At 65.1% G+C, this 22627-nt stretch carries 22 protein-coding genes and 1 pseudogene; 13 read left to right on the plus strand and 10 right to left on the minus strand.

The window, feature by feature from the left end; translation table 11 throughout:
• Positions 1-480 precede the first annotated feature (480 nt).
• Both J2739_RS24800 and J2739_RS24805 read left to right on the plus strand, forming a co-directional pair.
• Positions 481-2073 carry an OpgD/OpgG family glucan biosynthesis protein gene (locus tag J2739_RS24800; protein WP_309906669.1) on the plus strand — a complete coding sequence of 531 codons (1593 nt, stop codon included), beginning with the start codon at positions 481-483 and terminating at the stop codon, positions 2071-2073.
• A complete protein-coding gene (locus tag J2739_RS24805; protein ID WP_309906671.1) occupies positions 2070-2270 on the plus strand; it encodes a hypothetical protein in 201 nt (66 codons plus the stop codon). Before J2739_RS24800 ends, J2739_RS24805 begins: the two co-directional genes overlap by 4 nt.
• A gap of 161 nt (positions 2271-2431) precedes the next feature.
• On the opposite strand, the gene J2739_RS24810 is transcribed toward J2739_RS24805, so the two are convergent.
• Positions 2432-2866: a lipocalin-like domain-containing protein gene (locus tag J2739_RS24810; RefSeq protein ID WP_309906673.1), complete on the minus strand. Its 435-nt coding sequence runs from the start codon at positions 2864-2866 to the stop codon at positions 2432-2434.
• Between the two features lie 102 nt (positions 2867-2968).
• Between J2739_RS24810 and J2739_RS24815 the strand changes: the two genes are divergently transcribed.
• Positions 2969-4492 (plus strand): winged helix-turn-helix domain-containing protein, encoded by a 1524-nt coding sequence (locus J2739_RS24815; RefSeq protein ID WP_309906675.1) that lies wholly within the window; start codon positions 2969-2971, stop codon positions 4490-4492.
• Positions 4493-4578: 86 nt separating this feature from the next.
• Here the strand turns inward: J2739_RS24815 and J2739_RS24820 are convergent.
• From J2739_RS24820 to J2739_RS24830, 3 genes and pseudogenes are all read right to left on the minus strand, one after another.
• Positions 4579-4875 (minus strand): annotated as a pseudogene (locus J2739_RS24820) (FAD-dependent oxidoreductase); the annotation flags it as partial.
• A 256-nt stretch (positions 4876-5131) separates the two neighbouring features.
• Complete coding sequence (locus tag J2739_RS24825; RefSeq protein ID WP_309906678.1) at positions 5132-5338, minus strand: hypothetical protein; 207 nt, start codon at positions 5336-5338, stop codon at positions 5132-5134.
• Between the two features lie 284 nt (positions 5339-5622).
• The gene (locus J2739_RS24830; RefSeq protein ID WP_309906680.1) at positions 5623-6393 is read right to left on the minus strand and encodes a DUF3761 domain-containing protein; all 771 of its coding nucleotides are present in this window, start codon (positions 6391-6393) and stop codon (positions 5623-5625) included.
• Between the two features lie 299 nt (positions 6394-6692).
• Here J2739_RS24830 and xth point away from each other — a divergent pair, with 299 nt between their 5' ends.
• Entirely contained in the window at positions 6693-7463 is a 771-nt protein-coding gene (gene xth, locus J2739_RS24835) for an exodeoxyribonuclease III (RefSeq protein ID WP_309906682.1), read from the plus strand.
• Positions 7464-8015: 552 nt separating this feature from the next.
• Here xth and J2739_RS24840 read toward each other — a convergent pair.
• The gene (locus J2739_RS24840) at positions 8016-8342 is read right to left on the minus strand and encodes a polyhydroxyalkanoic acid system family protein (RefSeq protein WP_309906684.1); all 327 of its coding nucleotides are present in this window, start codon (positions 8340-8342) and stop codon (positions 8016-8018) included.
• Positions 8343-8961: 619 nt separating this feature from the next.
• Here J2739_RS24840 and J2739_RS24845 point away from each other — a divergent pair.
• The 4 genes from J2739_RS24845 to J2739_RS24860 all read left to right on the plus strand — a co-directional run bounded on the left by J2739_RS24845 (position 8962) and on the right by J2739_RS24860 (position 12559).
• Positions 8962-9171, plus strand: coding sequence for a hypothetical protein (locus tag J2739_RS24845; protein WP_309906686.1), 210 nt, complete (start codon positions 8962-8964; stop codon positions 9169-9171).
• 118 nt (positions 9172-9289) lie between these two features.
• Positions 9290-9640 carry an RNA recognition motif domain-containing protein gene (locus J2739_RS24850; RefSeq protein WP_309906688.1) on the plus strand — a complete coding sequence of 117 codons (351 nt, stop codon included), beginning with the start codon at positions 9290-9292 and terminating at the stop codon, positions 9638-9640.
• Positions 9641-11843: 2203 nt separating this feature from the next.
• Complete coding sequence (locus J2739_RS24855) at positions 11844-12242, plus strand: hypothetical protein (RefSeq protein ID WP_309906690.1); 399 nt, start codon at positions 11844-11846, stop codon at positions 12240-12242.
• A complete protein-coding gene (locus tag J2739_RS24860; RefSeq protein ID WP_309906693.1) occupies positions 12239-12559 on the plus strand; it encodes a hypothetical protein in 321 nt (106 codons plus the stop codon). The genes J2739_RS24855 and J2739_RS24860 overlap by 4 nt, the downstream gene beginning before the upstream one ends.
• Positions 12560-12682: 123 nt before the next feature.
• Here the strand turns inward: J2739_RS24860 and J2739_RS24865 are convergent, their stop codons facing one another.
• Both J2739_RS24865 and J2739_RS24870 read right to left on the minus strand, forming a co-directional pair.
• A complete protein-coding gene (locus J2739_RS24865) occupies positions 12683-12904 on the minus strand; it encodes a hypothetical protein (RefSeq protein WP_309906695.1) in 222 nt (73 codons plus the stop codon).
• Positions 12905-13177: 273 nt separating this feature from the next.
• The gene (locus J2739_RS24870) at positions 13178-15319 is read right to left on the minus strand and encodes a carboxypeptidase regulatory-like domain-containing protein (RefSeq protein WP_309906697.1); all 2142 of its coding nucleotides are present in this window, start codon (positions 15317-15319) and stop codon (positions 13178-13180) included.
• Between the two features lie 152 nt (positions 15320-15471).
• Between J2739_RS24870 and J2739_RS24875 the strand changes: the two genes are divergently transcribed.
• The 4 genes from J2739_RS24875 to J2739_RS24890 all read left to right on the plus strand — a co-directional run bounded on the left by J2739_RS24875 (position 15472) and on the right by J2739_RS24890 (position 19356).
• The gene (locus J2739_RS24875; RefSeq protein WP_309906699.1) at positions 15472-16173 is read left to right on the plus strand and encodes a LuxR C-terminal-related transcriptional regulator; all 702 of its coding nucleotides are present in this window, start codon (positions 15472-15474) and stop codon (positions 16171-16173) included.
• On the plus strand, positions 16170-18008 hold the full coding sequence (locus J2739_RS24880; protein ID WP_309906701.1) for a sensor histidine kinase: 1839 nt from the start codon (positions 16170-16172) through the stop codon (positions 18006-18008). The genes J2739_RS24875 and J2739_RS24880 overlap by 4 nt, the downstream gene beginning before the upstream one ends.
• Positions 18009-18492: 484 nt before the next feature.
• Complete coding sequence (locus J2739_RS24885) at positions 18493-18891, plus strand: nuclear transport factor 2 family protein (protein ID WP_309906702.1); 399 nt, start codon at positions 18493-18495, stop codon at positions 18889-18891.
• Between the two features lie 195 nt (positions 18892-19086).
• The gene (locus J2739_RS24890; protein WP_309906704.1) at positions 19087-19356 is read left to right on the plus strand and encodes a hypothetical protein; all 270 of its coding nucleotides are present in this window, start codon (positions 19087-19089) and stop codon (positions 19354-19356) included.
• Between the two features lie 51 nt (positions 19357-19407).
• Here J2739_RS24890 and J2739_RS24895 read toward each other — a convergent pair whose 3' ends face one another.
• Complete coding sequence (locus J2739_RS24895; protein ID WP_309906706.1) at positions 19408-19938, minus strand: hypothetical protein; 531 nt, start codon at positions 19936-19938, stop codon at positions 19408-19410.
• Between the two features lie 137 nt (positions 19939-20075).
• Positions 20076-20297, minus strand: coding sequence for a DUF3606 domain-containing protein (locus tag J2739_RS24900; protein ID WP_309906708.1), 222 nt, complete (start codon positions 20295-20297; stop codon positions 20076-20078).
• A gap of 405 nt (positions 20298-20702) precedes the next feature.
• Here J2739_RS24900 and J2739_RS24905 point away from each other — a divergent pair, with 405 nt between their 5' ends.
• Positions 20703-21032, plus strand: a complete 330-nt coding sequence (locus tag J2739_RS24905; protein ID WP_309906711.1) for a hypothetical protein — start codon at positions 20703-20705, stop codon at positions 21030-21032.
• Between the two features lie 610 nt (positions 21033-21642).
• Here J2739_RS24905 and J2739_RS24910 read toward each other — a convergent pair.
• Positions 21643-22515, minus strand: coding sequence for a class I SAM-dependent methyltransferase (locus tag J2739_RS24910; RefSeq protein WP_309906713.1), 873 nt, complete (start codon positions 22513-22515; stop codon positions 21643-21645).
• Positions 22516-22627 lie beyond the last annotated feature (112 nt).

Here is a 22627-nt window from a genome sequence, read left to right on the forward strand (position 1 = left end):
ACGGCACCTTCATTCATTTCGATCTGGAGCCGCGCTGCATCGATACAGCGGAGATGGAATTCCTCCAGGAAGTGACACCATACTTTCTCGACTACTTCGATTGAATTGCGGGTCTGAGGAGGCAGCAGCAAAAGCCCGATCAGCGTGCTGGTGAAGTGACCCAGAGCAGTTGCCGGTGCTGCCCGCGATGTGCCGCATGCTGCTGCAGGTCCATGCGCAGCCTCCGCCAAGCCGATCATGCGCCGATGTCAATCAGCGCGAGCCACGTCTCCCGGTTGCAGGTCCTGCGAAGGTAGCCGGGCTCAACCAGCAGGATCTCAAAGTCGGCAGCAGGTTCTGTAGCCTGGCGGGCCGAGCTCTCGCTCATGACGGACACGCCGGCACGCATCCGGGCGATGTAGGGCCTGTCAACGGCCCGAAGCCCCTCCGAACAGGCGCTCGTCCGACGAACCGCGGCCGCGCCGCTGCCTAGACTGCGCCATGCGAAGAAGAAGCTTTCTCGCTGCCGGCGCGCTCGCAAGCACAGGCTGCACGAGCCTTGCGGTGGCACCCGCAGCCTGGGCCGCCGAACTCCAGCCGCTCGGCAGCCCCGGAAAATTCGATTACGCCTGGCTCAAGGGCGCCGCGCGCGATCTCGCTCACACGCCCTATCGGCCGCACGGCAAAGCGCTGCCGCGCGATGTCGCGGCGCTCGACTGGGACCAGTACCAGGCGATCCGCTTCAAGCCCGACCATGCGCTGTGGGCCGACGAAAGACTGCGCTTCCGGATTCGCCTGTTCCATCTGGGACTGTTCTTCAAGCGCCCGGTGCGTATGTTCGAGCTCGCCGGCGGTCAGGCGCAGGAGCTCGCCTACAACCCTGCGATGTTCGACTACGGCCGAAGCGGCCTCGACGGCGCGCGGCAGCCGCGCGACCTCGGTTTTGCCGGTTTTCGCGTCCACGTCGCGCCCGACTTCGACAGGGATGTCGCCGCCTTTCTCGGCGCCAGCTACTTCCGCGCGGTGGGCGCCGAGAGACAGTACGGCCTGTCGGCACGCGGCCTCGCAGTCGACACGGCGCTGGGCCACGACGAGGACTTTCCGGACTTCACCGACTTCTGGTTCGAGCGGCCGGCGCCGGGCGCGAACTCGGTGGTGGTCTACGCGATGCTCGACTCGCCCAGCATCACCGGCGCCTACCGCTTCGCGATCACGCCGGGCGAACTGCTGACGATGGAGGTCGATGCCGCGCTCTATCCGCGCAGGCAGATCGAGCGCCTCGGCATCGCCGCCTGCACAAGCATGTTCCACGTCGGCGAGAACGACCGCCGCACGGCCCGCGACTGGCGTCCCGAGATCCACGACTCCGACGGTCTGGCGATGCACCGGGGCAACGGCGAATGGATCTGGCGCCCACTCGTGAACCCGGCCACGCTGCGCTTCAGCTCCTTTGTCGACAAGGACCCCGAGGGCTTCGGCCTGATGCAGCGCGACCGCAATTTCGACCACTACCAGGACGACGGCGCCTTCTACGAGAAGCGCCCTTCGCTCTGGGTCCAGCCCAAGGGAGCATGGGGCGAAGGCGCGGTCCAGCTGGTCGAGATACCGACGGTGGACGAGACCTTCGACAACGTCGTGGCCTTCTGGAACCCGGCGCAGAAGCCGCAGCGCGGGCAGGAGCTGCTGTACGGCTATCGCCTCTACTGGGGCGCCACCGCGCCGGTGCGCCCGGCGCTCGCCACCTGCGTGGCCACGCGCACCGGCATCGGCGGCACGGTCGGGCGCAAGCCGCAGCACTGGTCCTGGCGCTTCGTGGTCGACTTCGCAGGCGGCCAGCTGGCGCGGATCGACCCGAAGACGACGACGATCGAGCCCGTCATCACCGCATCGAGTGGAAGCATCGAGCTCAAGTCGGCACGCCCGCTCGCATCGGTGAACGGCGTCCGCGCCACCTTCGACGCGGTGCCGCCGCCGCGCAGTGGTCCGGTCACGCTGCGGCTCTTCCTGCGTGCCGACGGCCAGGCCTTGAGCGAAACCTGGCTGTACGAATGGACGCCGCCGGCACCGGCCGATCGCAAGCTCGCGCCCGCATGACGCCTCTTCGCAGCAACATGCCGGCCCACCTCGATCGCCTGCCCCTGGTCGCGCTGACACTGGTGCGTGGTGATCGCGCTCCGGTGCTCGACGGTTTCGAGGTCACGCTGGTGGGCTCGATCGGCGGCAATACGCTGAAAATCAGCGTGTCATGGCTACCTATGCGCTCTCCATTGCCAAGCCATCTACCGTCGTGACAATTTCTCTTCAGAACCGGTGAAGGGAATTCGTCAAACTGGGACCCCTCCAGTCGGGGGCACTCAGCGCAAGTCCCCCCGTCCGATCAGCCTCCAGGGCGCGACTGCGCCTTCGGCCATGTTGACAATTCCACTCCAGAAGGCGTGAGCGCGGGGTCGGGCTACGCAAGCCGCTCGAACACCACCGTGTGCACGCAGTCGCGGCCTGTTATCGGACTGCGCGCGGGCGCCGACACGTACTTGAGCTCGTCCCCGCGCATCTCGCAGTAGCGAACCTGGCTCGTGCCGCGCCAGGCCTCGTTCCAGCTCGTGTCGATGTGGTGGATCACCTTAGTACCGTCTAACTCGAAGCTGCCGGCATAGGCGAACATCGAGTCGTAGAGGGCAATCTTCTCCCACTCGGTGGGCACGAGGTGGGCTGGGCGCACGCGCTCGCGCGCCACCACGAGCACCATCACGCGACCGCCGGGCGTGTAGGTGATCCAGCCACGCGGCTCGGGGCCAAGCGCATCGCGGCGCTCCTCGCTGATCAGGTCCTCGATGGTCCAGGAGCGCATCTTCCAGGTGCCCAGCATGTCTTCACGGGTGGTCGACATGGCGTGTCCTTTCGAAGCTCGTGCCGCAGCCCGGCACGGTCTGGACGGTAGAGGCCCCACCGCTTAAAGTCCTTGGCATGGCCTGAAGAATTCCTGAAGCCCATGCATGAGATAACAGGCGACGAAGTCCGGTTCGGCCCGTTCCAGCTCCACCTTGGTCGACGCGAGCTGCGGCGTGACGGCGCACCCGTGAGGCTGGGCGATCGCGCGCTGGACATTCTTTGCGAGCTCGTCGCCGCGCGCGGTCAGCTCGTCACGAAGGCCGATCTGCTGGCCCGCGTGTGGGCCGGCACCATCGTGGAGGAAAATGCGATCCAGGTGCACATGTCGGCGCTGCGCAAGGTGCTGGATGAAGGCAGCCGTGGCAGGAGCCGCGTCACTACCGTCGCGGGCCGGGGCTATCGCTTCGTTGGCGAGGCGGACGAACAGCCGGTCGACCTCATGCTCCACGACAAGCCGACTATCGCCGTGCTGCCTTTCAGCAATCTGAGCGGCGACCGCGACCAGGAGTACTTCGCCGACGGCGTCAGCGAGGACATCATCACCAACCTGTCGCGCGCCCGCTGGCTCCTGGTGATCGCGCGCAACTCCAGCTTCGCGTTCAAGGGCAAAGCATTGGACGCGCGGCAGATCTCGCGCGAGCTGGGCGTGCGCTATGTGCTCGAGGGCAGTGTGCGAAGGGCGGGTGACCGCATGCGCATCGGCGTGCACCTTGTCGATGCCGCGGACGGCGCCGAGCTGTGGGCCGAGCGCTACGAAGCGCGCTTGAGCGATGTGTTCACGTTGCAGGACGAGATCACGCAGTGCGTCGCCGGCGCAATCGAGCCGGAGCTCTTGAGAACCGAAGGTCTACGCGCTTCTCAGCGGCGCAGCGAGCAGCTCGGCGCGTGGGAGCTGGTGCGCCAAGGGACTTGGCAGTTCCACCAGATCACGCGGCCGACGCATCGTCTCGCTCGCGAGCTGTTCCGCAAGGCCGTGGCGGCGGACGCGCAGCTGCCCGAGGCACATATGTGGCTCGGCCGCGTGAATGAAAGCATCGTCGGGTACGGCTGGAGCGAGGATGCCGCGTCGGATCTGCGCGAAGCGGTGCAGTCGTCGCTGCGCGGCGTGCGACTCGACGAGCGCGACCCTTTCGGCCACTACGCTCTGGCGATGAGCTACCTGTTCTCCGGCGCACTGGACCAGGCCGTACCCTGCGCCGAGCGCGCGGCCGAGCTCAGCCCGAGCTTCGCGCTCGCTCACCTGGGCGTGGGCATGTCGCGCTTGTACGCCGGCGATGCGGCCCATGCGGTGCTGCCGCTGGAGCGCGGCTTGCGCCTGAACCCGTTCGACCCGCAGAACTTCCACTGGCATCGCTGCCTCGCGCTGGCCCACCATTTCAGCGGGGCGCCCGAGCAGGCGCTGGCTGCCGCGATCCGGGCCACTCAAGTGGCGCCGCAATGGCGGCCGGCGTGGGAGGCGATGATTGTGTGCCTGCTGGCGACCGGCCGCACCGACGAGGCGCGGAGGCATGCCGAGCGCATGAGGGCGCTAGACGTGCCGCCTAGCGACGTCCTCGATCAGCTCAGGTTTGGCAACCCTGCGTGGGCGACGCAGATGGCCGAGGCGATCTGCGCGGTGACCTGAGGAAGAGATTTTCTCACGTGCCCCAGTACGGGCACACTGTGCTACGAAACGGCGCCACAGAAAAGACAATCGCGAATGACAAGAGATGACCGATAGAGCAGGTTCGCCCGGTCGGCGCCCAGCCGCGCACACATGGCGACGTAGTCCTGGGCAAAGCCATTGTTGACATGGCCACCGTTGCGGCCGGAGGCGCAAGCTCCGACACGATCGGCTTCCAAAAGCACGACTTGCGCGCCCTTCGTCGCCAAGGCAAGGGCGGCGGAAAGACCGGTGAACCCGCCGCCCGCAACAACGACGTCCGCGCGAGCGCCCGGAGGGCCTTGCACCGCGGCGTCGACGCGCGGTGCGGTGTCGTGCCAGTACGAAGCCACGTACGCAGCCATGCGAGGCTTGTAGGCTCATCCGCGTGTGTTCCTGACGCCTCACGTGGCGAGCATGACCCAGCCCGAGACCGCTGCACCCATCCTGCAGGAGAACCTTCGCCGGTATCAGCGCGGCGAGCAGCTCTTGAACGTCATCGACCGCTCGCGCGGCTATTGAGCCCCCGCCGTCGCGCACGCTCGCGAGCGACTGCTTCGCAGCCGCCAATTCAGGTAGGCGAGTGTCGCTTATGGGCCCAGCCCCGCCTTACAGCAGACGTCACGATCGCCGGAAAGCAGTCATCGGCAGCCCGACTTCCTCCGCCGCGCGCGGCTGAATGAGCCGCTCAAGTTGGCGTCGGCTCAGGCCACCGCTGCGCGACCGGACGACGCGCACCACGCGGTCGACCATCTCCGGATCGTGTTGAGCCGGTCTGCCTTGTGCATGGTCATCGTGATCGTCGCTGCGGCTGTCACCTATGGCCATGCCTCGGAGCTCGGGGCGGCCGACTATGCGACATCTCAACTTTGCTGGAAGGCGACGTCACACCTTTGCCCCGACACAGGGGAGGGCGGCAAGCGCTTGTTATGTTTAGTCGCCCCTGGGCCAGCGGAAAGCCGGCAGGGCAGGGCGCACCGCCCCTGAAAGAACAGTGCCTTCGAGGCCGGCTGGGTCGTCGGTCCACAGGAGGTCACCCATGCCATTCCTATCGCCCTCGGCGGCGCGAGTGCCGCCGCTGTCGCTTCTACTTGCCGACCAGACCGAGCCTGCTACTTCTGCGTTCCTGAGGGTGCAGGCTTCACAGGATTCTCCGGGGTGCCCGGGGTCTTGGACGGCTCACCCGTCGTCGGCGCAGCGCCAGTCGCCGTCACGGCGGGAGACTGGGTCTGCACTGCCGCTGTAGCGGCTCCGTACCACGTCTTGACCCCCCGATGACCGGCGCACGCGCCAGACCTCTTGGCGGCGCTCGAGTAGGTTCCATCCTTGCATTGCGCCGTGCTGCCGGCGGGCGCCTTCGCAGGCGCCTGTGCTTGGGCGACAAGGCAAAGAAGGGATGAACAGATAAGAAGAACCGACCGATAGCGCATGACTGAACTCCTGGCGCATCCTGGGCGTTCTTTTTTGCTCTGTGGAGAAGGCCACGGCGCCAGTCTTGGCTGCGCTTTTGCGTAGGACATCCTGCCCGCTGCCTGGCTTGGCGCAGCCCAACCACCTTCTGCCAGCGTGTCGGGTCGGCATTTTTTCGGGAATGGAGCCTGCTCACGTTGGGATCCCTTCCGCCGTGTACCGGCTGCTCGGGGCAAAGCGCCTTCTTCGAGACTGGCCGCCTCCAACGATCGCCGAGATCGAAGCAGACCACGTCTTCCCCTGCCGCGATCCTCGGCAGGTTCCGAGCCGGGGGAGCCGGCGCCGCGCCCGGATTCCTTACTTGCCCGCCTCGATGAATCGCCACTTTCAGCGCAGGCCGAAAGAGAAGTGGAGGCGAAAAAAGGACAGCGATCAGACCTCAAGGGCTGGCGCTCGCTGGTTGACCTTTGCATCAGGGAACTCGCGGACGGCGCCAACGATTTGAACGCGTAGACCCCATTCAGGTGCTTGGGCACAGATGCAACAACGGGGGGATCGCGCTTTGATGGTCATTCGGGCACTGGACTGGGCGTACTGGCGACCGGACATGACCCGCATGTTTGCGCAACCGGATCGCCCGAGCCCCGGTGTGCGCGTATGCTGGACCGGGACGGCGCGATCGCGGTCGGCCGGCAGTAGATGCTCGGCCGAATACAGGAGAATGGCGAGGACGCGGCTGCCGAAGGCGCACCCTGCATTTTTCAGGAAAGGCATGAAGGTCGCGACATTCAACGTCAACGGCATCAGGGGCCGAATGCCACGTCTTCTCGACTGGCTCCGGGACGCCCAGCCGGACATTGCCTGTCTACAGGAGATCAAGACGGGCGACGCGACATTTCCGCACGAACCTCTGGAGGCCGCGGGCTACCACGTCATCTGGCACGGCCAGCCGCGGCACCACGGCGTCGCAATCCTGTCTCGAACGGCCGAGCCGGCAGAAGTTCGACGGGGACTTCCGAACGACGATGCGGATGGCCAGGCGAGATACCTCGAGGCCGACGTCGGCCCTGTGCGAGTGGCCTGCGTCTACTTGCCAAACGGGAATCCGGTTCCAAGCAACAACTTCGACTACAAGCTGAAGTGGTTCGAGCGCTTCAACGCGCACGTGAACACGCTGGTAGGAGGCGAGGTCGTCCTCTGCGGGGACTTCAATGTGGTTCCGACCAACGAAGATATCTACAACGCCGGATCCTGGCGGTTCGACGCCGTGCTGCAGCCGGAAACGAGAGCCGCTTACCAGCGGCTGCTCGCCCAAGGCTGGATCGACAGCGCGCGCTTCCTGAATCCAAAGGGCCGTGGGGAGTTGTACACGTTCTGGGTCAACGACCACGCGTTTCGCCGGAACGCCGGATTCCGAATGGACTTCCTTTTGCTCAGCCCCAGTCTCAGGAGCCGTCTTCGAGCGTCGGGCGTCGATGCGGAACACCGCGGGCGCGAGAAGCCAAGCGACCACGCGCCGGTCTGGGCGCAGCTTCGGGACTAGAAAGCGCCCGCGGGAACCCAGAGCCTCTCTGCAATCGCTGTTGAAAGACGGCTCTCGCTGCGGTCCGATCCCAGCGCCTGCGGTAGAAACCGGCGCACGCAGCGGACAGGGCCCTGGATGACTTGGACAACCATCGGAGGAGGCGCTCAGGGAAATGAAGATCCCCACGCTGTCAATGCGGCTCGCTTTTGCCACCAACCCTGCCCCGCTCGCGCCGAGATCGGGTCGTTGATGTGCCAAGAGCGCCGGCTATTCGATGAGTTGCGTTCGGGACTCATCGAACGACCTGTACACGGGGCACGCCAGTCTTCCAGGCACTGCCGCATGTAAACGGACCTGCAGGTGTTCGTCATGCTCCCAGGTGCCACCTTGAGCGATGAAGTGCCTGGCTGCGTCGACCACTACGCGTGCCGACCGCGTAGGGCCTTTGTCCCCGCGTGCATCGAGGAAGTGCCTGAGGTCGGTGATGTACATGCGTTGATCCTCAGTCGAGGCGGAACACCTTGGCGGTCGTTGACACCGCCACGTGCGGAGTTTCTTCATGTCCGGCGTTCATTCGTCACTGCTCCTGGCCCTTGTCAGCAGCAGTTGTCCCATTTTCTGCAGTCTTTCCTTGAGGCCGCCTGCGAACACGCGAAGGATACCGGGCACCTCAATTTCCATCACTACGGCGGCGTCGAGCACGTGAATGACACCGGAGATCGTCTGACTCAGCGCCGCGACGTTGAAAATGAGCCGGTCACCATCCCAGCGCTCGCTGCGGGCCCCGCTGCTGCCCGGCAGAAGGTTGATGATCTTCGCGAAACCGGTCTCAATGCGACGTCGGGCCTCTGCGCGGCCGAGCTGATGTGGAACGCTAATGATGATGGGCGTGGCCATGGAAACTAGAGTGCCGCGAATCATCGCGCTGGGCAAGTGCTTGCGAGCGGCGATCGGCCGGCAGGGCGCCGACTGCGGCTTGACACGGGCCTGGGCATCCCCGCGTCCCACTCCCCCGGTACGCGCAGGTGGCACGAGTTAGCTTGGGTGGGCGTTAGAAGCTCTCGGTTCCCCGCCTCCTGCGACGCGCCACTGACGATGTGGCGGGCGGCCACCCCTTGTTTGCGCCAGCTGTAGTCCCTCGGGCATCAGTTCAGGGCTGCAGAGCACCGTGTCCACAACGCTCAGATGGCACGCTGCGGCGAACGCGCCCCCATCAGAGAAGCGGTTATGGAGGAGACCGTGGCGCTTCCGAAGTGACACCTTTAATGCCATATGGAATATAGTGGTCCTTTAAATGCCAACCAGTGATATAATATCGGCTATTGCGCTCACGGCGTTCGATCGTCGTTGATGCAATGCCTGCAGAGGCCGGAGTCCGCCCCATGCAGGCCAAGTTCTGCGACCGTGTCGCCCTGTTGGTCTGTAGAGCTGCAGCCAACTGAGTTCCTATGGCTCGCGCAGGTTGATTCAAGCCTGCGATTCCTGAATGAATTAGATTCCAAAGATCGCCATTTCCATGGGCAAGTACGTCGTTTCGCCCGCGACACACCAGACCGAATGTGGCCGCTTTCGCGCCTCCTTCTCGGTCCATCGTTCCCAAGGTAACGGCAGCTACTGCCGAGTATTCCGGTTTGACAAAGCCTTTGCTTCGCGCGAAGCCGCCCGGCTTTTTGCGGTCACCCAGGGCTGGCTGCAAACATGCATGCCGCACCCCCCTATGTGCTGATGATCTGCTGCCGCAGATCGCATACACCCTTGCCGGTTGCTGCGGATTCCCGATCCGGACACCCGTGCTCCAAAGGCGCGACATTCGTTGCGCACCTTCATTCAGAAAGGCTCTTTCCATGAGCAGCAAAATCTACGTGGGCAACCTGCCCTATTCCGTGACCGATTCCAGCTTGGAGAACAACTTTGCCGAGTTTGGCCGCGTCTCTTCGGCCAAGGTCATGATGGACCGCGAAACCGGCCGCTCCAAGGGCTTCGGGTTTGTGGAAATGGCTTCTCCCGAAGTCGCCCAAGCCGCCATTAAAGGTCTGAACGGCACGTCGGTCGATGGACGCTCGATAGTCGTGAACTTGGCCCGTCCCCGCGAAGAGGGCCACGGCTCAGGCGGATACAGTTCGGCTGGCTACAGTGCAGCAAAGCGCACGGACATCGGCTATGGCACCGGTGGCTACGGCGGTGGTCGCTACTGACGCCAGTAACTTCGTAACTTCCTTTGAAAAAACCGACTCTCCTGAGTCGGTTTTTTTTCCGCCTGACGTTCGCCGCGGGTCCTGGCTCGCCAACTTTTGTGGTTCTGTTTGACCGAGTGCTGCCTACAACTTCGATCCTGTGCACCAAGTTAGTAACGTACGGTGGACATGGTGCGAGTTTGCGCGGGCGATGGAGAAGTAGCCAACGAATAGAAAGGCAGCCTACCTCCAGGTTGCGCTGCATCCAGAAATTGGACGTAGTCCATGGCGGACCGGAGGCAGCCAACTCTGGACGTAGGGAGCGGCATCTTTGGAGCTTCGAAATTTCGCAATCAGAGCCTGGCTCGGCCGCATTGATGAATTTAGGTGTCGTGGCCCGTCCCGGTTACATCTGGCGGGCCCCGCAACAGCGGTTGCCAGTTGGCCGGGATGATCTGCAGCACTGGATGATTGGAGGAGGCCTCAAAAGGGGCGACGCTGCAGCGGATCAGCGTCACGTCGCTTGACTGGAATTCGCAGGAGAGCCGAACCGACTGCGAGGGGTTGATACTGGCTTCCGTCCCCGAAACGGTATTCGGCTCAAGCAGGAAGGTCGCTCTTACCGGAGGAAACCGTCGGCGCTTGCTGGATTGTTGCTTGTAGGGTGCTCAGCAACCGACCCCAATTCAAACCGAGTTCTCTTGGCCTGGAAGAGGGCGCCGTGGTCTACGTCTACCATGCTGGACGAAACGCTCGCACGCAAACTGGCGAACGCCGGTTACCTCGCCATCCGAGTCATGCAACGACAGCATCTTGTTCGACTCGATCCAAAAAGACGACACGGTTTTGCTTTGACGGCGTGTCAGCGAGACAGCCTTTTCGGCCTGCCGTCTTACACTGAGCAGCTAAATGTAAGTAAAGTGTAGTATGGCACTCCGCGCAGGAGAAAAGAATGCCAAAGTCCGTCATGCTCAATAGGAGATGGGTCGCCAAGAGAGGACACGGTTTTGTTGCCGTCCACTCGACGCGAATAACCGATGGCACGAGCTGCCCCGCTGGGGGAGTACCGGCATGACGAAGTTCTGCGAGTCGTGCCACACGCCCAACAGGGACCGCGCCAGGTACTGCCGTGGTTGCGCCGGCAAGTTCACGGGCATCCGCTCAGGTGCGACCTCCTTCCACACCACCTGGAGTGAATCGCGCTTGCGGCAAACGGCGCCGGACCCCTCCTTGTCGCCAAAGGGCGTTGCATCCGAAAAACGCAGCGCCGCGATGGCAAGTCGCCTTGGCTGGATTCGCGTGCCCCCTGGCGTCGACGTGTCGATCGTCTGGCTCGTGATCGTGCTGGCGCTGTTGTACGGTGCTTTCCTCTTCTGGTACTTGGGCCGCTCGGGGAAGGCAGCCCCGCGTTCTGGCGCGACGCCGTCCCTGATTCAATCGGCCAGCTTTCCAGCACAACGAACGGCAGCGGCTTCTCCACAATCGCGTGCTGCGTCATTGGACTCATCGACGGCAGTTTCTCCAGCGTCGCCAGATCCGTCCGAGAACCACGCAGCGGCAACTGCGCCTCAGCAGCCTCTCGCCTCCGGGGATCAGGCGCCGCCGCCATCCCTTCCGCCGCCCACGGCCGCGGCGGACCAGGCAGGCGTGGCCTCGCAACTCAACGCGACACCTGCGGAAGGCACCGGGCAATCTGCGTCTTCGAAAATTGCGAGCCTGACGTCGCCGGCTGCGGCTAAAGAGTCCCTCGACCAGGAGGACATCGCTTCGGAGCGTCGGCGAACTGCAGCGGTAAGAGTTCGCCCTTCGCCCGAAACAGCCCGACCTTTGCCAGCGCCCGTGCCTAGGGAGCAATTTCGAACCGCGCGGCGCACACCCCAATTCGCCACCGCAGACGAACTCAAAACCGGTAACGAGGAGGTGTCCCCCACGACGGCTGTTCCGTTGGCGAGGCCATCGGTCGTAGATGCACATCCAAGAAGCGGCGATGCGCAGACTGGTGGCTCCGGCAGCCAGCTGCAAGCCGCCGCCGCCAATCCTTCGGCAGCAGGTGGCGCGGCCGCATGCGACCGTTACAACCCCTTTGGAGAAGCGCCGTGCTTGACCAGGGGACTATCAGTTCGATCACCTCAGAACGAAATTTGGGGCGAGGCTCGTGGAGGTAGTCCTTCTGGCGGGGCTGGTGCCCTTGGTGTTTCCAGAGCCGCGGGCGCTAGCGGGCCATTTGCGCGCGCAGATCCAGGCGGTGGCGGCACGGGAAGTGGTGGCGCCGGCAGCGGTGGCGCCGGCAGCGGTGGCGCTGGGAGCGGTGGCGCTGGGAGCGGTGGCGCTGGGAGCGGTGGCGCCGGAAGCGGTGGCGCTGGGAGCGGTGGCGCTGGGAGCGGTGGCAGCGGTAGTGCTGGCGGCGGTGCGGCCGGTGGTCCCAGCGGTGGTGCCGGGTCTGGAGCTGGTGTTGGTGCCGGCGCTGGTGTCGGCGCCGGCGGAGCTGGCGTTGGAGCTGGCGTTGGTGCCGGTGTTGGTGCTGGCGGAGCTGGAGTCGGGGCTGGCGTCGGTGCCGGCGGAGCTGGGGTGGGGGCTGGTGTTGGCGTTGGTAGATGAGCGAGCTGGCAAGCCCGCCCGGTGATGGTCGCCAAAGCGGCGTTCACCGGGAAACCGAGCACGCGCAGCGATCCAAGACCGGCAAAGTCGCTGACGATGCCGGCGATCTGGACCGGCGTGGCATTCGCCTGCGGCATCGGATACCACCACTGCACAAGGATCGCCGGCAGGCGGCCCGGCTGCACGGCGCTACGCGCGCACGCGCCCCAGGAGGCGATTGGCCAGCCCGCTGCCGTCCAGGCTGACGGAGCACCGCGGCCCGGCTTTGCCGGTTTCGAACTCTTTGCGGGCTTCCAGCCCGACCTCGTCAAGAGGGCCGACGTGACCCCGTACTGCTTGTAGGTCTGGAATACCGAAACCAGACGAGGAAGGTCTTCAATGCGCTCGGCTTCGGTAATCTCGAAAAACAGTCGGTGAACCGGAAAATTGCAGCGCAAGCCGCCATCGATCACGTTTATCAGTCGTTCAAACTTCTGCCAGCTCGGTGAACACTTGCCAGTCAGCTTCAGATAGGCGAGTCTTTTGTAAACGGCCCTGGTGCCAGAACTGCACGAGTGGCCAAGTTCGCTTCGCGGCCATCACCTGACGTTCCCGAGCGCTCGCCAATTCGCCCCTCAACGCCAAAGCATGACCATCGAAGCTGACCTCGACATTGCCGAGATTCCCTACCAGTCGGGAGCCATCCATCGACGCTCCAGCCTTTGTTGACTTTCCTGACCGTGGCCATACCGAGGCGATCCGATTGCGCGATGAAGCTGGTGCGGAAAACGGCTTCGTACGTACGGGCGGTCAAAACGCGATTCGTGAAGACCGGCACGGTTTCTCCATTGTTGTTGAGTGCATTCTGCATTCCCCGCACGACTCTCACCTCATCAAATGCGATTGACGAAAGTGCTGCCAATCCGACCAGGGAAAGCAGCCCCTCGGGCGGGGCTGCGACTTCGAGACGGGCGTGGCCTGCTACTGAAGCTTGTAGAACCCGATCTTCTTGCTGATCTCGACCTGGCGCGCATTGCGGGCCCAGAGTTCGACCGTGTTGATCGTGGTCCCCTGGGCGTACTGCTGTCCGAGCGTGTTGTCGCAATGCTTGTCGCTGCCGCTCTGAGTCGAGCAGAACACGAGCGCCTTGCGCGCCGAGCTCGCCACGCCGGTGCTGTCGTTGAAGCGCGCTCCCGGCTGGCCGGCAGCGGTGCTGCCGAAGGGCGCCCGACCGAACACGGACAACGAGGTCGGCGCCAGCGCACCCTGCGGCACGGTCCAGGCGTCGAGCTGACCGTCGGCGCTGAAGTCGACGTTGTTCGGGTCGTTCTGGCTGGGCGCACCGAAGATGCTGGCGCCGCCGGTCGCAATGTCGGTGTCGGCGAGCAACTCGGCACGCATCGTCGCGGTGATGTTCGCAAAGGCGAGCTGCCGGATCTCGGCGACCGACTGCGCGCGGGCCAGGGTGCGGTACTTCTGCGTGGCGACCTTGGCATTGCCGGTGTCGAAGAACTCCAAGGTCCACACGCTCTGGTTCTGCAGCGCCGCGATTTGCGCGTCGGTGTACTGCGTGCTCACGAAATAGAGGCTGAGCTCCTTGTCGGCCGGGTTGCCGGCTGTGCCTGGGTTCTGGTAGGCGCCGGCCAACCGAACGATCGGGCTGCCGCTCGGCGTCACGCCGTCGTCCTTCATCAGCACTAGGTACGACAAGCCCGCCTGCGGCACGAAGGCGCGAACCACGCCGTCGGGCGCGGTCACCAGCACCTTGCTGAAGATCGGGTTGCCGCCGCCGTCGGTCCTGTTGTCGATGTTGATGTTGTAGCCAGTGGTGTAGGAGTTGAAGTTCGGCGTGTTGATCAGGTCGCGATGCTCCGAGAAGGGGCGCACGCTGGCGCCGTAGTCGTAGCCATTGCCCGCGAGCTTGAGCGTGCCGCCGACATTGCGCGCGATGAGGGTGTCGTTGTCCGTGTTGCCCGCGGCATCGGTCCAGCGGTAGCTGAACACCAGGTCGCCGTTGGCGCGCACGAACTCGAAGTTGCCTCGGTCCCACACCATGCCGGTGGGGCCGGGCCGGAACAGGCTGCTGAATGCGCCCCGGTTGCTGGCAGTGCGGCCCACGGTGTTGCCGTTGCCGTAGTAGGTGGACGGGTCGTCGCCGACGAACAGCGTGCGGCAGGCCGGCGCAATCACGTCGGCCGGACCGCCTGTGACGGCGGCCGTGTCGTTCGGCGCGTTGACCCGCTGCGACAGCGGCAGCGCGTAGCAAGCCGTGAGGCGCGTGAAGAGCTCGGTGACCGTCGCCGGCGAGGGTGTGTTGGTCAGCGTGCTGGCCGCGATGGCAGGCAGCACGGGTGTGGTGGCGCTGCTGGTGCTGTAGCTGATGGACAGTGGCGCGCTCCCGTCGGCCGAGGGCGCGGCCTTGACGGTGATCTCGACATTGGCGGCGGTGCCGTCGGGCAGCACGCTGACCGAAATCGAATCGAGCACCTTGTCTTGGCCGGTTCCATCGGCGGCGAAGCTGCCCGAGATCGGGTCGATCGCCGCCAGGCTCAAAGCCGATAACAGCGGAGTGATGGCCGCGACCAGGTCGTCGGTCTGCTTCTTGATGGTGTCGGCGGTCACGGCGGCTGGGTTGGTCTGGATCGCGCCGGCCAGGCTGGCCGGGTTGCCGTCGGGCGAGAGCTCGGCCACGATGATGGTGGTGAGCGGCGTCACGTTGGCAGTGCCGCCTGCCGCGCTGGCCGTGGTGCTGTAGAGGGTCTGGTCGTCGCGCACGGCCTTGATGACCAGCGGTGCCTTGGTGCTCGCCGGCAAGGTGCAGGCATAGGCGCCGGCGCTGTCGGTCTGGGTCGTGCAGACCGTGGTGCCGGTCTGGTCGACCACGGTGATCGTGGCGCCGCTGAACGCCGCGCCGGTGGCAGCCACCCCGCTGAGCTTGGCGGCCGTCGTGGTGTCGCCGGTATCGGTGCTTCCCGTGCCGGTGCTGCCGGTGCCGGCGCTGCCGGTACCACTGGCGGCGACCGGGAATCCTCCTCCACCTCCCCCGCCGCCTCCGCAGGCGGCCAGCGAGAGCACCAGTGCCGCGGTGCAGCCGGCACGGATCTTGGGGGAAATGGATGTCATGAAAACGAGCTCCTCGTGGTTTTGGGTGTTGACAGGCGCTTGCATGGAAAGAAGCGACGCGAGTGTCGAGGCAGGGGGGGATGCAACGCATCCCATGAACGGGTGAGCCGAGGGCGGCCTGAGGCGGGTTCTGTGGCTTTATGCTCGCCGCCATGCAAACAGAGGGATTTGAGGCGGAGACGCCGAGCCGTTGGAACGTGCTGGTGGTCGAGGACGATCGCAATACGCGCGCGTTCTTCGAGGCCAGCGTGCGGCGCTGCCCCCGACTGCGCTGGCTGGACGGCCTTGGCACGCTGCGCGAAGCGCTGGCCTGGCTCGCCGACGCCGACGAGATTCCCGACGTGCTGCTGGCCGACCTGGGACTGCCCGACGGCAGCGGGCTAGACGTGATCCGCGCTGCGGTGGCGCGTTTTCCCGAATGTGAGCCGCTGGTGATCTCGGTGTTCGGCGACGAGGACAACGTGCTCGCCAGCATCGAGGCCGGCGCCGTGGGCTACATCCACAAGGACGCAGCGCCCGAGGACATCGCCCACACCATCCTGGAGATGAAGGCGGGCGCCTCGCCGATCTCGCCAATGATCGCGCGTCGCGTGCTCGCCAAGTACCGCAGCCTGCGGCTCGAGAGGCGGCCCGCGCCCGCCATGGCGCCGGAAGCACCGTCGCTGCTCTCCGCGCGCGAGCAGGAGGTGCTGGCACTGATCGCGCGCGGTTTCTCCTACGCCGAGATCGCGCGGCTGAAGAGCTTGAGCGTGCACACGGTGCAGACGCACATCAAGAACCTCTACGGCAAGCTGGCGGTGCATTCCAAGAACGAGGCAGTGTTCGAGGCGACGCGGCTCGGGCTCTTGCCATGACCGGCACTGCGCGCCGGCTGAAGGCCGTGCTGCTGTTGTTGCTGGCGCTCGCCGCCGGGGCCGCAGCGCCCGGCGCGTGGGCCGAAGTGCTCGAGCTGCGTCAGGCGCGCGTCAAGGTGATGCAGCCCGACGAAGCATCGGGTTGGCGCGACACGGTGCTGCCCTATCACTGGGACCGCGTGCACCGCAACGCGCCCGGGCACGCGAGCTTCGAGATCCCGTTCACCATGGCCGACGCGCCCTCCGAACCCTACGGCCTGTTCTTTCCGGTCGTGGGCAATGCGGCCGAGATCTGGCTCAACGACAAGTTGCTGGCGCGCTTCGGCGACATTGCAACGCCGAACCGCGACGACTACGCCAAAGCACCGCGCTACGTGGCCGTGCCGCCGGCGATGCTACAGAAAGAGAACCTGCTGCGGGTGTACATCCGGGCCGACGGCGGGCGGCGCGGCGGCCTCTCGGCCATCCGTATCGGGCCTTCCCACGAGATGCGCGACAGCGTGTTCTCCAACGCCTATGCGTGGCGGGTGACCGGCTCGCTGCTGCTGGGCATGTTCAGCCTGCTGGTGGCCTTCATCGCATTCACCTGCTGGGCGACACAGCGCCAGCTCTCGCCCGACGGCCGGTTGCATCGCGACAGCGTCTACTTCTGGGCCGGCATGGCCGAGCTTTGCTGGACGCTGCGCGTCGGCGACGCGGTGATTCACGAGCCGCCGCTGGCATGGCCGCTCTGGGGCGTGGTGCTGACGGCATCCTACGCGGGCTGGATCTGCGGCGTGCTGCTGTTCTGCCACCACGTCGCGGGGTGGCGCACCCACCGCTCGATGCGATGGATGCAGGTCGCGACGGCGGCACTGTTCGCCAGCGGGGTGTTGGCTTCCTGGCTGTCGTTCGCGCAGCATCAGCCGGTGTTCCTCACCGCTTGGCTGGGTTTTGCGAGCCTCGGTTCGGGGCTCTATGCCTGCTTCTATTTCGTGGCGGCGCTACGCCATCCGGCCACGGCCCGCTGGCTCGTGGCGGGCGCAGGCATGCTCAACGTCGCGGTCGGCGTGCGCGACTGGGTGACGATTCGCCTGAGCGACAGCTTCGGCGTCATCACCTGGAACCGCTACGTCTCGGTGGTGTTCGGCTTCGCTTTGCTTTACATCGTGCTGCTGCGCTTCCGCGAAGCCAGCGGCCAGGCGCGCGAGCTGCTGGGCACACTCGCTGCCCGCGTGGCGCAGCGCGAGGAGGAACTGGCCAGCACCTATGGCCGGCTCGAGCAGGCGGCGCGCGAGCAGGCCCGCACGCACGAGCGCGAACGCATTCTGCGCGACATGCACGACGGCGTCGGCTCGCACATCAGCGCGGCCATTCGGCAGCTGCAAACGGGGGAAGGCAGCCAGCCGGAATTGCTGCGCACGCTGCGCGATTCCCTGGACCAACTCAAGCTCACCATCGATTCGATCCACTTGCCCGACGGCGACGTGGGCGCATTGCTGGCAGCCCTGCGCTACCGCCTGACCTCACGCTTCGACGCCTCGGGCATCGCCCTAGAGTGGGCGGTCGACGAACTAGTGCCGGTCGAGCGCCTCGACGGCCAGGCCATGCGCCACCTGCAGTTCCTGCTGTTCGAGGCGATCTCCAACGTGCTACAGCATGCGCAGGCCACGGTGCTGCGCATCGAGGCGGCGATGGTGGGCACGGCGGTCCGGCTCAGCGTGATCGACGACGGCCGCGGCTACGACGTCACGCGCGCCCCGCGGTCGCTGCACGCGCGCGCCCAGGCGATGGGAGTCCGACTCTTGCTCGAAAGCCGCCCGGGTCGCACAGTCGTTCAACTCGACATGGGGTGATTGCAGGAAGGAGTCCCTTTGCCTTCCCCGTGCCACACGGGGGGTCACTTATCTCCCGAGGTGTCGCTCTCGGCCATTTCCCTTGAGGAATTTGGATCCGGCTGGGACACCTTCCACCTAAAGCGCTTTTATCCTCCGCTTGAGGTTGTAAGCCAACACGAGGAGACTCTTTCTATGCCGACGTACTCCATGGTCTTCATCCAGAAGTGCGTCCAATCCGTCCAGTGCTTTAGCGAGCTGTCCGGACAAAAGAAGCCCGCAATTTGCGGCAGCGAACCAGGCTATTGGCAAGCTGCGCCAAACCTTGGCCGAACGCCAGCAAACTGCCCCTGACCGAAGACGGTTCATCCGCACTAGGCCGAGGTCCGCCTCCTCTGGCCGCGGAGCGTCCGCTGTGCGACGGGCGTAGCCTTACAGCAGCGTGGCCTTGCATCTTCGAGATGTAGTACTAAACTACTACTCTTGCATCCGAAGGAGAGACGCCATGGGTACCCCTACCGAGATTGCGAAGCAAGGCTATGCAGCGTTCGCTAGCCGCGACATTCCGGCCCTGCTCGAGCTCCTTGCAGATGACGTGGAATGGCGATTCTTCGGCAGCCCGCAAACCGGCACGCCCTATGGCGGAACCTGTAGGGGCAAGCAGCAGGTGGCCGAGTTCTTCGGCAAGCTCGCGCAGGCCGACGAGATCCTCGAATTCGAGCCTCGCGAATTCCTTGAAGGACCTCAGCACGTGACAGTCATCGGCCGCATCAAGGGCAGAGCGCTCCCGGACGGCAAGGTGCACGAGACCGAATGGGTCCAGGTCTTTACGTGGAAAAACGACAGCAAGATCAGCCGCTGGATCGGGACGGGGGACACGGCCGCCAGACTCAACTCGAGATAGCTCGTTCTGGCGCTCCTGGCTCGCGGGAGAATGGCGCAGCATCGATCGCTCTCTTGCCCTTTTCGCAGCACGCCCGCGCCTGCGTCACCTTCCTGGAACGCGAATGCGAGCGGTTGGGCGGCGTGATCCGGGTAATCAAATCTTCGGTGCATGTATGGACCCGACGACGCAGGGTCCATACATGCACAAAAAAAAATGCGATCACCCCATCTCGCTGCGCACGCCGGTGCGGGCATGCGGATAGGTCGCGTATTCGTGGATCGTCCGAGTCAGGGAAGCTTCGTCTGGATCCTCCTGGAGAGCACGGACGACCCGGCGGTCTGGCTTGACCTGGAGACGGCTAGCGACACCTTCGAAAGCTGGCGCGAGGCCTACGACGCCGGCAACGAGGCGCTGTTGTCCTATGTCGATGATGAGCTCGAGGGTCCTGTCGAGGCAACGCCAGACAGCGCTGACTCCGAATGAGGCCCCTGTCGATTCTGGACCGGGCAGAGGGCCCGGTTTACGGGTCCGCGGTCAAAACAAGCCGGCCCCCTGCGCCGAATCGAGCAACGAGCGAGAGAGGCTGTCCACTTGGGATTCGAGGTCTGCCGAAGGTGCCGCGACCACAGTTGCGGTCCAGACCAGCCGCTGGCTGCGCACGTCCGTCACTCGGCCGTTTGCGGCGAAACCCGTGTCGGGGCGGCCGCCACCGATTGGTATTCCCAGTCCGACGCCGCCACCGCCTCCGCCGCCGAAGCTGAAGGCGCCGATGCCCAATGACGCCCCCGACCCGGTGCTGCTTGTCGCCGGCGTCAAAGACAGGATGAAGATGGCTTTGGCGCCGATCGCGGTCGCTGCCGGGACCAGCTGGCCGTCGAGCTCCCGGTCGTTGAGCAGGAGGGTCCCCGCGGGAGCGACGACCGGACTGGCTCCCTTCTCCAGAACATCTCGGTAGAGCCGGTCCTGGCAGATCTGTCTCAGCGCCGGATCGTATGCGTCGCAAGCAATGAGGATTTTTCCCCCCGCAGAAACCGGGACTGTGTCCCGATGCCCGGGTCGATCCACTGGGCTTCACGCTGCGGAACCGATGCACAGCCAGCAAGGGACATCAACCCCATCAGGGTTGCGCGGCAAACAAGGGAGACGGACGGCTTCATGGTGGCCCTTTGCGGCAGCCTGACCGAAATGCTGATCTCAACGCATCAGGCGTCGGCATCATCGACACGTTCCGTGTTCGTCGTGCTGCGACTGCCCTTGAGATGCAACTCGACGTCGCTGGCCAGGTCGCCAACGGCGGCCACCGCCTCTTTGAGCTGCTCGTTGCTGACGCCGAATTTCCCGCTCCACTCCTTGAGCGAGCTCTCGTTCTGAACGTCAATCCTGTCCGGGGAATTGATGGGTGCGGACTGAGTGTCATTCGTCATTTCAGGGTCCTCGCACGTGGGAGGGAATGTCGGGATGTCAGGCGGTGCCTGGCATTTGGCTGTGCGTTAGTGGGCTGGCGATTCGGAGATTGCGGCGCGCGCATTTCTGCGCTCGTAGGATGGCATCGCATGGTGCTGGCGGCGAATCTGCAGCGGGTGTCACGCAGGCAGGCAACGATTCGAAGGCTGGCGATGTGGAATTCGACGGTTCGGCCAGGACCCAATTCTTCCGGTCATCGAAAGGCGTCCGACGACCAAGGTCTCGTCCGGCAACGTGGGGACGATAACTTCCGCACACCATCACGCGGTTGCGCGCCGCAAGGTACTGCGCTCCATATCTCTCCCTAGCTTCCGACACAGGGCACGCGAGCCCCGACGTCGTAGGTAGAAGACCTCTGTGAACGGTTGGACCTCGGCCCGGTGGAAGGCGGGCTCGCGCGATCGCGAAGCGGCCGCGTCTGGCGCGGGCAGATCGCTCGGCGTATAAAAGCACAAGCCAACTGTCCTGAGGTGACCATGATGGCAACAAAGCGGCCAGCACCTGTGATCGAGAAAGAGCTTGCCGAACTGCGCGAGCAATTGGCAAGTCTCGAGAAGGTGAGCAAGGAGTCGTCGCCCGGGCCCGAAAAGAGCGGCCATCCGCCTTCAAAGGCGGTAGGAGACAAGAAGCTCACCGAGGCGAAGATCGCGGAACTCGAAGCCGAGCTGAAATCCCTGGGCGATCCCGCCCCTTGAATCGCCGAGTCGGGCGCTCTCGGCGCCTCCTGCTGTGCTGCGCCTTTGGCGCGGGCTTGTGCGAGTTCGATGGCCTCCGCCGCCAGTTATTCGCGAAGGCTCCCGTTCGAGGTGTTGAACGATTTGCTGCGTCTCGCGCAGCATCCGGCGCTCGGCCTCCAGCGTCCGCGCCGCAGCCTCCTCTCGCCGTTGCTGCTCCCGTGCGAACGCGTTCTCGGCTTGCTTGGCCGACTGGCGGGCGCGGTCGAGGCATGCGCCGTTCCTGCGCGGTGTGGCGCTCCTCATCCCGGCGCGGAGCCTGGTCCTTCACCGCGACGGCTTCGGCGTGCCCGCGTCGCATGGCCCCTGCGCCTCGGCCGCCTGTGCGAGGAGGGCGGTCGGCCGCCTGATCTCTTCCTCCATTTGACGCGCTCGATGCCCTTGAGAAGCTCCTCCTTTTCCGGGCCGTGTAGTCCTCGCGTTGTCCGGAAGAGTTGCTCGATGCGCATCGCGACGTGGAACCAGTCCAGAATGGGCTCGGATCGCGGGCGCACGAATGCGCCGAGATCGCGCACCGTGTTTGCCCTTGGGCTGCGCCGCGCGGCCGCCCGGTTCGTGATCGGACCGTCCTTCAGGGCTTGACGAACTTGAGCACGAACTCGTCCTTGGGCTGCGGTGGCTCCGGCGTGTTGCGGTCGCGTGGGTCCGAGGCATTGCGCATGAAGTTGCCTTCGGCCGCGAACTTGAACCCGGCTTGCTCGACCTCCGCGCGCAGGAACGCCTCTTCGATGCGGTGAAGCGTTCCCGATTCGGAGATGCCTGTGCCCGGCCGTCCCGAATGGTCCGCGATCACGTACATGCCACCCGGCTTGAGCGCGGCGAACACCGCGCGGTTCACCGCGGCGCGGTCAACGCCCAGGTGGCCGAAGTCGTGGTAGTTGAACATCAGTGTGACCAGGTCGAGGCCGTTCGATGCGCGTTCAGGCGGCACCGGGTCCTCGAAGGGACGAACGACGGCGACGATGTTGCCCGCTTTCGGATTCTTCGCGCGTTCCGCCAGCGCGACGGGCGACGGCCGCGGGGCAACGGGCGGGGGGGTAGCGCCCATCGGCATCGGCGCCGCGGCGCCTTCGGATTGCGCCGGCCGGCTCATCGGTATGCGCGGTGGGCTTTGTCCGTAGACGAGACCCGCCGGGCCGGTGGCGCGCGCTATCAACTCGGTGGTGTAACCGCCGGCTGCACTCAGATCCAGCGCGACCATACCCGGACGCACGCCGATGAAGGCCAACATCTCCTTCGGCTTGCGCCGCGCATCATTACGGCGGTCGGCATCGCTGCGGTCGGGGCTGGCGACGATCTCGGCAATGCGGGCTTGCGACAGGACAGGTGCATCAGGCGCCCGCGGCCCGAAAGCGGTGCATGCGACGAGCGCCAGCGTGACGCCTGCAAGGGCAGCTGCACGGACAGTCCATCGATGGGAGGAAATGATTTGAAAGGTGGTCATAGTCTCGGGCTGGCTTGCATAGGACGTGAATGTGTGCGGCGCCTGCGACGCAGGCGCTGCGTTGTCGGTCTATGACGGCGCTCATTTTGCTGCATGGTTGCCCATGCTGAAG

It is taken from the genome of Variovorax soli, assembly GCF_031454625.1.
GTDB classification, from domain to species: Bacteria; Pseudomonadota; Gammaproteobacteria; order Burkholderiales; family Burkholderiaceae_C; genus Variovorax; species Variovorax soli_A.

Coding starts and splice junctions, on each gene's coding strand:
- J2739_RS24875 (WP_309906699.1), top strand. CDS start 15,472: ATGCAAACAGAGGGATTTGAGGCGGAGACGCCGAGCCGTTGGAACGTG.
- J2739_RS24810 (WP_309906673.1), bottom strand. CDS start 2,866: ATGTCGACCACCCGTGAAGACATGCTGGGCACCTGGAAGATGCGCTCC.
- J2739_RS24805 (WP_309906671.1), top strand. CDS start 2,070: ATGACGCCTCTTCGCAGCAACATGCCGGCCCACCTCGATCGCCTGCCC.
- J2739_RS24885 (WP_309906702.1), top strand. CDS start 18,493: ATGGGTACCCCTACCGAGATTGCGAAGCAAGGCTATGCAGCGTTCGCT.
- J2739_RS24845 (WP_309906686.1), top strand. CDS start 8,962: ATGGGCAAGTACGTCGTTTCGCCCGCGACACACCAGACCGAATGTGGC.
- J2739_RS24870 (WP_309906697.1), bottom strand. CDS start 15,319: ATGACATCCATTTCCCCCAAGATCCGTGCCGGCTGCACCGCGGCACTG.
- J2739_RS24840 (WP_309906684.1), bottom strand. CDS start 8,342: ATGGCCACGCCCATCATCATTAGCGTTCCACATCAGCTCGGCCGCGCA.
- J2739_RS24865 (WP_309906695.1), bottom strand. CDS start 12,904: ATGGATGGCTCCCGACTGGTAGGGAATCTCGGCAATGTCGAGGTCAGC.
- J2739_RS24880 (WP_309906701.1), top strand. CDS start 16,170: ATGACCGGCACTGCGCGCCGGCTGAAGGCCGTGCTGCTGTTGTTGCTG.
- J2739_RS24815 (WP_309906675.1), top strand. CDS start 2,969: ATGCATGAGATAACAGGCGACGAAGTCCGGTTCGGCCCGTTCCAGCTC.
- J2739_RS24890 (WP_309906704.1), top strand. CDS start 19,087: ATGCGATCACCCCATCTCGCTGCGCACGCCGGTGCGGGCATGCGGATA.
- xth (WP_309906682.1), top strand. CDS start 6,693: ATGAAGGTCGCGACATTCAACGTCAACGGCATCAGGGGCCGAATGCCA.
- J2739_RS24850 (WP_309906688.1), top strand. CDS start 9,290: ATGAGCAGCAAAATCTACGTGGGCAACCTGCCCTATTCCGTGACCGAT.
- J2739_RS24910 (WP_309906713.1), bottom strand. CDS start 22,515: ATGACCACCTTTCAAATCATTTCCTCCCATCGATGGACTGTCCGTGCA.
- J2739_RS24800 (WP_309906669.1), top strand. CDS start 481: ATGCGAAGAAGAAGCTTTCTCGCTGCCGGCGCGCTCGCAAGCACAGGC.
- J2739_RS24830 (WP_309906680.1), bottom strand. CDS start 6,393: ATGCAAAGGTCAACCAGCGAGCGCCAGCCCTTGAGGTCTGATCGCTGT.
- J2739_RS24900 (WP_309906708.1), bottom strand. CDS start 20,297: ATGACGAATGACACTCAGTCCGCACCCATCAATTCCCCGGACAGGATT.
- J2739_RS24825 (WP_309906678.1), bottom strand. CDS start 5,338: ATGGCCATAGGTGACAGCCGCAGCGACGATCACGATGACCATGCACAA.